Raw genomic sequence first — 10,240 nt, 5'->3', positions numbered from 1 at the left:
CGCGCGGGACGGGGCGTCCGGCGGCCTGCGGGCGGTCGCCGACCGGGGGAAGGCGCCCGGCGGCAGCCGCACCGGTGCCCGCGCGGCCTCCGAGACGGCGCGCCGGGTGCGGCGGGGGCGCGAGCCGCAGGCCTGAGGACGACCGGCCGGGTTGTCGGTGGGGCCCGGCAGACTCCCTCCTGGCGTCGACGGCGGGGGAGGGGGTGGTGGCGGTGCGGACGAGCAGGTGGTCGCCGTGGGGCGAGCTGGCGCGCCACCCGGACATCTGGGTGCACCGCTGCCGGTTGCAGGAGGGGCGCGGCTGGTGGGTGCCGTCCGAGCGGGTGATCCTGCTCGACGCCGGACTCGATCGGCGCACCGCGCGCTGCGTGCTGGCCCACGAGCTGGCGCACGCGCTGCTCGGCCACACCTGGCCCGAGGGGTACCGCGAGTCCGGGTGGCTGGCGGCGCGGCTCGAGCGGCAGGCCGACCGCTGGGCGGCCGAGCGGCTGCTGCCGGTCGACGTGCTGGCGCCGGTGCTGGCCGAGCGCCGCGACCCCGACGCCACCGCCCAGCGCCTCGACGTCACGCCGGAGCTGCTGCGCACGCGGCTGGCTGCGCTGACGGCCGACGAGCGGCAGCAGCTCGCGGGCGACGCGCCGGGCGACACGCGCCGAATGGACACGGTAGGTGAGGCTTACCTATCTTGACCTGGTGCCCGACGTCACCGCCAAGAAGTCCTGCTGCAAGGACCGGCCGCGCTGCAAGCGCTGCCCGGTGACCCTGAAGCGGCTCGCCGACGCCGGCTACGCCGAGCGCGAGTCGAAGCGGGAGTACGCGGTCGACCGCTCGGTGCCGAAGAAGGTCCTCGCGGCGGCGCGCGCCCGCTGACCGCTCGGGTCGGCGCTACGACCCCTGCTCGTGCGCCAGCACCGCGGCACCGACGATGCCCGCGGTGTTGCGCAGCGAGGCCGGCACGATCGGCGCCCGAAGGTGCAGCAGCGGCAGGAACTTGTCGGCCTTCTTGCTGACGCCGCCCCCGACGACGATGAGCGCCGGCCAGAGCAGGTCCTCGAGCACGCTGTAGTAGCGCTGCAGCCGCTCGGCCCACGCCTCCCACGACAGCTCCTCGCGCTCGCGCGCCGACGAGGCGGCCCGCGACTCGGCGTCGTGGCCGTCGACGACCAGGTGGCCCAGCTCGCTGTTCGGCACGAGCTGACCGTCGAGCAGCAGCGCGGTGCCGATGCCGGTGCCGAGCGTGGTCATCAGCACCAGGCCCCGGGTGCCGCGAGCCGCGCCGTAGCGCGCCTCGGCCACGCCGGCGGCGTCCGCGTCGTTCACCACGTGCGTGGCGTGCGCGAGCCGCTCGGTCATCAGCGCGTCCGCGTCGGTGCCGATCCACGAGCGGTCGATGTTCGCCGCGCTGCGCACGACGCCCTCGGTGACGACGCCGGGCACGGTGATGCCGACGGTGCCGTCGCCGAGGTGGTGGCCGAAGCCGTCGGCGACCTGCTTCACGGTGTCGGCGACGGCCTCCGGCGTGGCCGGCTGCGGCGTCTCCAGGCGCACCCGGTCCTCGATGAGCTCACCGGTGCGCAGGTCGACCGGGGCGCCCTTGACGCCCGAGCCGCCGACGTCGACGCCGAGCGCGACGTGGCCGCTCACGGGAGCGTCAGGATCTCTGCGCCCTGGTCGGTGACGACCAGCGTGTGCTCGAACTGGGCCGACCGACGTCGGTCGCGGGTGACCACCGTCCAGTCGTCGTCCCACATGTCCCAGTCGGGGGTGCCGAGGTTCAGCATCGGCTCGATCGTGAAGGTCATGCCTGCCTCGATGACGGTCTCGTAGCGGGGGGCGGCGTCGTAGTGCGGGACGACGAGCCCGGAGTGGAAGGCGGTGCCGATGCCGTGGCCGGTGAAGTCGCGGACGACGCCGTACCCGAAGCGCCGCGCGTAGGACTCGATCACCCGGCCGATCACGTTGAGCTCGCGCCCGGGCCGCACCGCCCTGATGCCGCGCATCATCGCCTCGTGGGTGCGCTCGATCAGCAGCCGCGACTCCTCGTCAACCTCGCCGACGGGGTAGGTGGCGTCGGTGTCACCGTGCACGCCGACGCCGTCGAGCACCAGGTAGGCGGTGACGTCGATGTTCACGATGTCGCCGTCCTCGAGGCGGCGGTCGTCGGGGATGCCGTGGCAGACGACCTCGTTCACGCTCGTGCACAGCGACTTCGGGAAGCCGCGGTAGCCCAGCGTGGAGGGGTAGGCGCCGTGGTCGAGCAGGAACTCGTGCCCGACGCGGTCGATCTCGTCGGTGGTCACGCCGGGCGCCACCACGGCGGCCGCCGCGGCCATCGCCTGCGCCGCGACGCGGCCGGCGACCCGCATCCGCTCGATGATCTCCGCCGGCTTCACCTCGGGCCCGGTGTACGGGGCGGGCGCCGGGCGGTCGACGTACTCGGGCCGGGGGATCGACGCCGGCACGGGCCGCCGGGGCGACTGCGTGCCGGGCCGGATCGCGGTCAGGCTGCGGGACATGCGGGGCAGTCTAGGCTGCCTGCTCATGGGTGCCTTCTACTTCAACACCAGCACCGGCCAGGTCGAGGAGCTCGAGAAGAAGAGCCAGAGCAAGGACCTGCTCGGCCCCTACCCGACGCGCGAGGCGGCGGCCGACGCGCTGCGGTCGGCCCGCGAGCGCACCGAGAGCTGGGACGCCGAGGAGCGCGAGTGGCGCGAGGGCGACCAGCCGTCCTGACCGCCCCAGCAGGCGTCCTCGGCGCGGCCCGCGGCTAGCGGCGCTGGCCGGTCGAGTGCGGCGGCGGCCCGCTGATCGTCTCGAGCACGCGGCTGAGTCGCTGTCGCCAGCCGGGGCCGCGCTGGGGCTCGGGCTCGCCGGAGGCCGCGCTGATGAAGTGCTGGGCCAGCTCGAACGACGCGGGCAGCACCGCCCCGGCGAGCACCTCGGGCGGCAGCTCGAGCGGTGACGCCGACGCGGCCAGCGCCTCGGGCAGCACCAGGCCGGTGGACGACACGCTCATCCGCTCGTGCGCCAGCCCGCCGAGCGCGCTGCCGCCGTCGTCGAGGGCGACGACGGTGGCACCGGTGCGCCGGGCGTCGTCGACCCGCTCGAGCAGCCCCTCGGGCGGCGTCTGCGGGCTGACGACGAAGACGGTCTCGCCGCGGGCCACCTGCTCGAGCCGCTGCATCCCGATCGCCAGGTGCGGGGGCGCGCCGGCCGGCGGGTTCCACCGCACGAGCTGCGGCGCCAGCTGCGACAGCCCGCTCAGCCGCGCCTCGTCGTCGAGGTGCGCGGCGAGGTGCCACGGCTCGACGGCGGGCGTGCCGACGAGCAGCAGGTGACCGGGGCCGGGGGTGCGGCGGATGGTGCGGCCGACTGCCGCGGCCCGCGACCACCACTCGGTGTGGTGCAGGACGTCGCGCAGCGCCCTGACCCGGTCGGCTTCCATGGCCTCAGGGTCGCATCTTCGCCCGGCGGGCGCCCTAGCGGTGCAGCTTCGGCAGCACCTCGCGGCCGAAGACGTCGATCCACTCGCGCTGGTTGCGACCCACGTTGTGCAGGTACACGCGGTCGAAGCCGAGGTCGACGAACCGCTGGATCTCGGCGCGGTGCACGTCGGGGTCGGCCGAGATGACCATGCGGCCCTCGAAGTCCTCCGGTCGCACGAGCTTGGCCATCTGCGCGAAGTCGTGCGGCGAGCGGATGTCGGCCTTGCCGAACTTCATGCCGCCGTTCGGCCACTCGGTCATCGCGTTCTCGAGCGCCTCCTCGTCGGTCTCGGCCCACGACAGGTGCAGCTGCAGCACCTTGGGCATCGCGTCCGGGTCCTTGCCGGCCTCGCGGGCGCCCTCGGCGAACCGGTCGAAGAGGCCACCGATCTTCTCCAGCGGAGCGCCGACCGTGATCATCCCGTCGGCGAACTTCCCGGTCTTCTTGGCGTTGATCGGCCCGGCGGTGGCGACCATGATCGGCGGGGCCTGCTCGGGCATCGTCCACAGCCGGGTCGTCTCGAGCTTGAAGTACTTCCCGTCGTGCTTGACGTCCTTGCCGGCGAGGCTGGCGTCGAACAGCTTGCGGATGACCTCGATGGCCTCCCACATGCGCAGCGACCGCTCACCGGCCTCCGGCCAGTACCCCGGGACGACGTGCTCGTTCAGCGCCTCGCCGGTGCCCAGGCCGAGCCACGATCGGCCCGGGTACATGGCCTCCAGCGTCGCCGCGGCCTGCGCCACCACCGCCGGGTGGAACCGGAAGCTCGGGCAGGTGACCCCCGGCCCCATGTCGCCCGTCGTCCGCTCGCCGACCGCGGTCAGCACGTTCCACACGAAGCTCGCCTGGCCCTGCTGGGGCACCCACGGCTGGAAGTGGTCGGCCGCCATGCACCCCGAGAACCCGTGCTGCTCCGCCAGCGCCGTCAGCGCCACGGCCTCGGTCGGGTGGAACTGCTCGAGCATGGCGGCGTAGCCGACGGTGAGGTCTGCGGAGGTCATGCCCAGCAACCTAACCCCGGGCCGACCCGGCCGCGCGGGCCGCGGCTCAGCCGGACTTGCGGCGGAACTGCCGCTGCACCTTCGCCGGCCCGGTGTGCGTGTGGACGTCGGCGCTGGCGCGGCCCTCGTCGTGCTCCTCGTGCTTGCCCTGCTTGCGGGCCAGGGCCTCGCGGAACTTCGCCTTCACGTCGTCTGGTGCTGCGGCGTGGTCGCCGTCCTTGGAGGACATGACCGGCATCCTGCCACGCCGGGGCGGGCCGGTGGGGCCCCGGGCTCAGCCGCCTCGCCGCAGCCTGGCCAGCACCTCGCGCGGGTCGGCCAGGTCGCCGAACCCGCCCAGCGCGGTGGCCAGCGGCTCGACGTCCGGCACGTCGGGCTCGATCGCGTCGGGGTCCTCGTGGTCGTCGTCACCGGGCACCTCGAGGTCCTGGGCGTCGACGGGGTCGACGGGCTCGGCGGGGTGCAGGTGCGCGCGGCGGGCCTCGACGGCGGCGACCAGCCGCGCGTACACGCCGGCGTCCCGCGGGTCGGTGAGCCACGCCTCGGCGGCCTCGGCGACCCGCGCGTCCAGCAGCACCAGGCGCTCGTCCACCGGTGGCCCTACTCGAAGCCGTGCTCGGGCGCCGGGAAGCGACGGCCGACCACGTCGTCGGCGTAGGCCCGCGCGGCCTGCAGCAGCGTGCCGCGCAGGTCGGCGTACTGCTTCACGAAGCGGCTCGGGGCGCCGCCGCGCAGGCCGGCCATGTCCTGCCAGACCAGCACCTGCGCGTCGCACTCGGCGCCGGCCCCGATGCCGATCGTCGGGATGCGCAGCACCTCGGTGACCCGGGCGGCCAGCTCGGCGGGCACCATCTCGAGCACCACGGCGAACGCCCCGGCGTCCTGCAGCGCGCAGGCGTCCTTCACCAGGCGGTCGCCGTCGTCGCCGCGGCCCTGCACCCGGTAGCCGCCGAGCGCGTGCTCGCTCTGCGGGGTGAAGCCGATGTGCGCCATGACGGGCACGCCGGCCCCGACCAGCGCCTCGACCTGCGGCACCACCCGGCGACCGCCCTCGAGCTTGACGGCGTGCGCCAGGCCCTCCTTCATCATGCGGAACCCGGTGGCCAGGGCCTGCTCGGGCGAGGCCTGGTAGCTGCCGAACGGCAGGTCGGCGACGACGAGCGCGCGCCGGGCGGTGCGGGTGACGGCGCGCACCAGCGGCAGCATCTCGTCGACCGTCACCGGCAGCGTGGTGGCGTAGCCGAGCACGTTGTTGCCGGCCGAGTCGCCGACGAGCAGCACCGGGATGCCGGCCTCGTCGAACACCTCGGCGGCGTACTGGTCGTAGGCGGTGAGCATCGCCCACCGCTCGCCTCGCTCCTTCAGCTGCTGCAGGTGGTGCACCCGCACCTGCTTCACCGGGGCGCCGGACGGCGTGCGCGGGCCGGTGCCGTAGGGAGCCGGCTGGTCGTCGGGCTGGGTCACGCCTCCGACCCTAGAGCGTGCCGCCGACGGTGGCGCGTGGCTACCCTCGCGCAGCATGAGCAGCGAGCGCTTCGACGTCGTGGTCGTGGGCGGCGGGCACAACGGCCTGACCGCGGCGGCGTACCTGGCCAGGGCCGGTCGCAGCGTGCTGGTGCTCGAGCGTCTCGACCACGTGGGCGGGGCGGCCGTGTCGGCCCGGGCGTTCGACGGGGTCGACGCGCGGCTCTCGCGCTACAGCTACCTCGTCTCGCTGCTGCCGCGCCTCGTGGTCGACGAGCTGGGCCTGCCGCTGCGGCTGGTGCGGCGGCGCTACTCGTCGTACACGCCGGTGCCGGGCGACCCCGGTCGCGGGCTGCTCGTCGACGCCGCCGACGCGTCGGCCACCGCGGCGTCGTTCGAGCGGGTCGGCGCGGGCGGCGACGTCGCGGGCTGGCACCGGCTGCAGGAGACCACCGGTGCGCTGGCCAGGGCGCTGTGGCCGACGGTGACCGAGCCGCTGCGGTCGGCCGACGAGGTGCGCGGGCTGGTCGGGGGCGACGCGTGGCGCGCGCTCGTCGAGCGCCCCCTCGGTGAGCTCGTCGAGGGCGCGGTGGCCGACGACACCGTGCGTGGGGTGGTGCTGACGGACGCGCTGATCGGCACCTTCGCGGCGGCCCACGACGCGTCGCTGCAGCAGAACCGTTGCTTCCTGTACCACGTCGTCGGCGGCGGCACCGGCGACTGGGACGTGCCGGTGGGCGGCATGGGCGCGCTCACGACGGCGCTCGCCGACGTCGCGAGCTCGGCGGGCGCCGTGCTGCGGACGTCGGCCGACGTGGTGGCCGTCGACCCCGAGGGCGCCGTCACCTACCGCTCCGGTGGCCGCGAGGTGACGGTGGCGGCGGGGCACGTGCTCGCCGGGTGCGCGCCCGCGACGCTGGCCCGGCTGCTCGGGGAGCCGCTGCCGGAGGCGACGCCGGCCGACGAGGGCGCGCAGCTCAAGGTGAACATGCTGCTCGCCCGGCTGCCGCGGCTGCGCGACAGCACGGTCGCCCCCGAGGCGGCCTTCGGCGGCACCTTCCACGTCAACGAGGGCTACGGGCAGCTGCAGGCGGCCCACGACCAGGCAGCGGCCGGGCGGCTGCCCGACGCCCCGCCGTGCGAGATCTACTGCCACTCGCTGAGCGACCCGTCGATCCTCGGCCCGCAGCTGCAGGTCGCCGGCGCGCAGACGCTGACGCTGTTCGGCCTGCACCAGCCGGCCGCGCTGTTCCGCGCCGACCCCGAGGGTGCCCGAGAGGCGGCGCTCGCGGCCACCCTGCGCTCGCTCGACTCGGTGCTCGCCGAGCCGATCGAGCCGCTGCTGTGGCGGACGCCGTCCGGCGAGCCGTGCCTGGAGGTGCGCACCCCGGTCGACCTGGAGGCCGAGGTCGGCTTGCCCGGCGGCAACATCTTCCACCGGCCGCTGCAGTGGCCGTGGGCCGAGCGCGCCGAGGACGTCGGGCGCTGGGGCGTCGAGACCGCGTGGCCGCGGGTGCTGCTGTGCGGGGCGGGCGCCCGGCGCGGCGGGGGTGTCAGCGGCATCCCCGGGCGGGCGGCCGCGATGGCGGTGCTCGCCGACCGGTAGCCCCCGCGCCCTAGGATGCCGCGCATGGACAGGCAGCAGGAGTTCGTGCTCCGGACGATCGAGGAGCGCGACATCCGCTTCGTGCGGCTGTGGTTCACCGACGTGCTCGGCACGCTGAAGTCGGTGGCCGTGGCCCCCGCCGAGCTCGAGGGCGCCTTCGCGGAGGGCATCGGGTTCGACGGCAGCGCCATCGAGGGCTTCGCCCGGGTGTTCGAGGCCGACATGCTGGTGAAGCCCGACCCGGCGACCTTCCAGGTGCTGCCGTGGCGCGGCGAGAACCCGGGCACCGCCCGGATGTTCTGCGACATCCTGCTGCCCGACGGCACGCCGTCGTTCGCCGACCCGCGCAACGTGCTGCGCCGCGCGCTGACCCGCGCCGCCGACCTCGGCTACACGTTCTACACGCACCCCGAGATCGAGTTCTTCCTGCTGAAGCAGGGCCCCGGCGAGGCGCCGGTGCCGGTCGACCAGGCCGGCTACTTCGACCACGTGCCGCACGGCACCGCGCACGACTTCCGCCGGCAGGCCATCACGCTGCTGGAGTCGATGGGCATCTCGGTCGAGTTCAGCCACCACGAAGGCGCCCCGGGACAGAACGAGATCGACCTGCGCTACGCCGACGCGCTGACCACCGCCGACAACATCATGACGTTCCGGGCGGTCATCAAGGAGGTCGCGCTCGAGCAGGGCGTCTACGCGACGTTCATGCCCAAGCCGTTCGCCCAGCACCCCGGCTCCGGCATGCACACGCACCTGTCGCTGTTCGCGGGCGACGGCAACGCCTTCCACGAGGCCGGCATGCCGTACCAGCTGAGCAAGGTCGGCCGGCAGTTCATCGCCGGGCTGCTGCGCCACGCGGCCGAGATCACCGCCGTCACGAACCAGTGGGTCAACAGCTACAAGCGGCTCGTCGGCGGCGGCGAGGCCCCGCAGTTCGTGTGCTGGGGCCACAACAACCGCTCGGCCCTGGTGCGGGTGCCGATGTACAAGCCGGCGAAGGGGCAGTCGACGCGGGCCGAGGTGCGCTCGATCGACTCCGCGTGCAACCCCTACCTGGCGTTCGCGGTGATGCTGAACGCCGGGCTGAAGGGCATCGAGGAGGGGTACGAGCTGCCCGACGAGGCCGAGGACGACGTGTGGAGCCTCACCGACGGCGAGCGCAAGGCCCTGGGCATCGACCCGCTGCCGGGCAGCCTCGCCGAGGCGATCGCGGTCATGGAGCGCAGCGAGCTGGTCGCCGAGACGCTCGGCGAGCACGTGTTCGAGTTCTTCCTGCGCAACAAGCGCAACGAGTGGCAGGACTACCGCGCCCACATCTCCCAGTTCGAGCTCGACCAGTACCTGGCGCTGTGACCGCAGGCACCGCCCTGCTGGTGGGCGGCACCGGCGAGGTCGGGCGCACGCTGCGACCGGCGCTCGAGCGGGCCGGCTGGGCGGTGCGGGTGCTGTCGCGCACCGCCGGCCCCGAGCCCGGCCGGGTGGTGGGCGACCTGGCCACCGGGAGCGGCCTCGAGGCAGCCGTGCGCGGCGTCGACGCCGTCGTCCACCTGGCCAGCGACGCGCGGCACCTGCGGGCGGTCGACGTCGAGGGCACCGGCCGGCTGCTGGAGGCGGCGCGCGGGGCCGGCGTGGGGCACGTGCTGCTGCTGTCGATCGTGGGCTGCGACGCGGTGCCGATCGCCTACTACCGGGCCAAGGTCGCGGCCGAGCAGCAGGTGCTCGCCGACCCCGCCGGCAGCGTGCTGCGTGCCACCCAGTTCCACTCGCTCGCGCTGCGACTGGCCGAGGGGGCGACCCGCGGCCCGATCGTGCTCGCGCCCCGGGGGCTGCGGGCGGCGCCCGTCGACGTCGACGACCTCCCCGACCGGCTGGTCGACGCCCTCGCGGCGGACCGACGCGGCCGGGCGCCCGACCTGGGCGGCCCGGAGGTCGTCGACCTCGGCGACCTCGCGGTGCGCTGGGCCGTCGCCCGCGGCCGGCGCCGGCCGCTCGTCGTCCGGCTGCCGGCGGTCGGTCGCGCGCTCGGGGCGTTCGCGAGCGGCGCCAACCTGCCCGCGGCCGGGGCCGAGCGCGGCACCCGCACCGTCGAGGCGTTCATGACCGAGCGGCTGGCCGGGTCGTGAGCACGCGGGCCGTCAGCGTCCGCGCCCGGCTGATCCGCCTGGGGTTCCGGGACGCCGACCGCGCCGAGCGCCTGCTGGGCGACCCGGCGCTGGCCGGGCTGCTCGACCCGCTCGAGGACGTCTTCGAGGACGGCCTGCTGCTCGAGGTCGCCGACGCGGCCGACCCCGACCTGGCGCTGCTCGGCCTGGTGCGCCTCATGGAGGGCGTCGCGCAGGTGCGGCGGCTCGACCCCGACGACCCGGCGCTCGCCGAGGCCGACCTGCCGCACCTGCTGCAGGCGGTGCGGGTGGCCGGCCCGGTGCGGCACCGGCTGCTGTCGGTGCTCGGGTCGTCGTCGGCCCTGGGCGACCACCTGGCGCGCCACCCCGCGCACTGGGTGGTGCTGCGCGACGACGCCGAGGCGACGCCCGAGCAGCTGCGCACCGAGCTGCTGCGGGCGGTGGGCGCCCACCCGGCCGCCGGGCAGCCCGTCGCGTCCGACGGCGGCCCCACCGGCCACGACCGCCTGCGGGTCGCCTACCGGCGCGGGCTGCTGCGCCTGGCCGGGCGCGACCTGTCG

General features: G+C 75.2%; 13 protein-coding genes and 1 pseudogene. 7 read left to right on the top strand and 7 right to left on the bottom strand.

Annotation, left to right across the window (positions count from 1 at the left end):
* Positions 1-212: 212 nt before the first annotated feature.
* Both ACYVI6_RS16500 and ACYVI6_RS16495 read left to right on the top strand, forming a co-directional pair.
* Positions 213-689, top strand: coding sequence for an ImmA/IrrE family metallo-endopeptidase (locus ACYVI6_RS16500; protein ID WP_460447411.1), 477 nt, complete (start codon positions 213-215; stop codon positions 687-689).
* 4 nt (positions 690-693) lie between these two features.
* Positions 694-870, top strand: a complete 177-nt coding sequence (locus tag ACYVI6_RS16495) for a hypothetical protein (RefSeq protein ID WP_460447410.1) — start codon at positions 694-696, stop codon at positions 868-870.
* A gap of 15 nt (positions 871-885) precedes the next feature.
* Here ACYVI6_RS16495 and ppgK read toward each other — a convergent pair whose 3' ends face one another.
* Positions 886-1,644 (bottom strand): polyphosphate--glucose phosphotransferase, encoded by a 759-nt coding sequence (gene ppgK / locus ACYVI6_RS16490; protein ID WP_460447409.1) that lies wholly within the window; start codon positions 1,642-1,644, stop codon positions 886-888.
* Positions 1,641-2,516 (bottom strand): type I methionyl aminopeptidase, encoded by an 876-nt coding sequence (gene map, locus ACYVI6_RS16485; RefSeq protein ID WP_460447408.1) that lies wholly within the window; start codon positions 2,514-2,516, stop codon positions 1,641-1,643. Before map ends, ppgK begins: the two co-directional genes overlap by 4 nt.
* Here map and ACYVI6_RS16480 point away from each other — a divergent pair.
* On the top strand, positions 2,515-2,733 hold the full coding sequence (locus ACYVI6_RS16480) for a methionine aminopeptidase (protein WP_460447407.1): 219 nt from the start codon (positions 2,515-2,517) through the stop codon (positions 2,731-2,733). The genes map and ACYVI6_RS16480 overlap by 2 nt on opposite strands.
* A 34-nt stretch (positions 2,734-2,767) precedes the next feature.
* On the opposite strand, the gene ACYVI6_RS16475 is transcribed toward ACYVI6_RS16480, so the two are convergent.
* The 5 genes from ACYVI6_RS16475 to panB are packed head-to-tail and all read right to left on the bottom strand — an operon-like array spanning position 2,768 to position 6,008.
* On the bottom strand, positions 2,768-3,445 hold the full coding sequence (locus ACYVI6_RS16475; protein ID WP_460447406.1) for a hypothetical protein: 678 nt from the start codon (positions 3,443-3,445) through the stop codon (positions 2,768-2,770).
* Positions 3,446-3,479: 34 nt separating this feature from the next.
* Positions 3,480-4,487 carry a TIGR03557 family F420-dependent LLM class oxidoreductase gene (locus ACYVI6_RS16470; RefSeq protein WP_460447405.1) on the bottom strand — a complete coding sequence of 336 codons (1,008 nt, stop codon included), beginning with the start codon at positions 4,485-4,487 and terminating at the stop codon, positions 3,480-3,482.
* Between the two features lie 46 nt (positions 4,488-4,533).
* The gene (locus ACYVI6_RS16465) at positions 4,534-4,716 is read right to left on the bottom strand and encodes a DUF5302 domain-containing protein (protein ID WP_284290510.1); all 183 of its coding nucleotides are present in this window, start codon (positions 4,714-4,716) and stop codon (positions 4,534-4,536) included.
* Between the two features lie 45 nt (positions 4,717-4,761).
* On the bottom strand, positions 4,762-5,079 hold the full coding sequence (locus tag ACYVI6_RS16460; RefSeq protein ID WP_460447404.1) for a hypothetical protein: 318 nt from the start codon (positions 5,077-5,079) through the stop codon (positions 4,762-4,764).
* 8 nt (positions 5,080-5,087) lie between these two features.
* Positions 5,088-6,008: a 3-methyl-2-oxobutanoate hydroxymethyltransferase gene (gene panB / locus ACYVI6_RS16455; protein ID WP_460447403.1), complete on the bottom strand. Its 921-nt coding sequence runs from the start codon at positions 6,006-6,008 to the stop codon at positions 5,088-5,090.
* On the opposite strand from panB, the gene ACYVI6_RS16450 reads away from it, so the two are divergent.
* The 4 genes and pseudogenes from ACYVI6_RS16450 to ACYVI6_RS16435 form a co-directional block, all read left to right on the top strand.
* Entirely contained in the window at positions 6,007-7,557 is a 1,551-nt protein-coding gene (locus ACYVI6_RS16450) for a phytoene desaturase family protein (RefSeq protein ID WP_460447402.1), read from the top strand. The two genes, panB and ACYVI6_RS16450, sit on opposite strands and share 2 nt — an antisense overlap.
* A gap of 24 nt (positions 7,558-7,581) precedes the next feature.
* Entirely contained in the window at positions 7,582-8,910 is a 1,329-nt protein-coding gene (locus tag ACYVI6_RS16445; protein ID WP_460447401.1) for a glutamine synthetase family protein, read from the top strand.
* Positions 8,907-9,680: an SDR family oxidoreductase gene (locus tag ACYVI6_RS16440; protein WP_460447400.1), complete on the top strand. Its 774-nt coding sequence runs from the start codon at positions 8,907-8,909 to the stop codon at positions 9,678-9,680. The genes ACYVI6_RS16445 and ACYVI6_RS16440 overlap by 4 nt, the downstream gene beginning before the upstream one ends.
* Positions 9,677-10,240 (top strand): annotated as a pseudogene (locus tag ACYVI6_RS16435) (bifunctional [glutamine synthetase] adenylyltransferase/[glutamine synthetase]-adenylyl-L-tyrosine phosphorylase); the annotation flags it as partial. The gene ACYVI6_RS16440 and the pseudogene ACYVI6_RS16435, both read left to right, overlap by 4 nt.

This window comes from Angustibacter aerolatus, from assembly GCF_054776675.1.
This window is presented reverse-complemented; position numbering and strand designations above follow the sequence as displayed.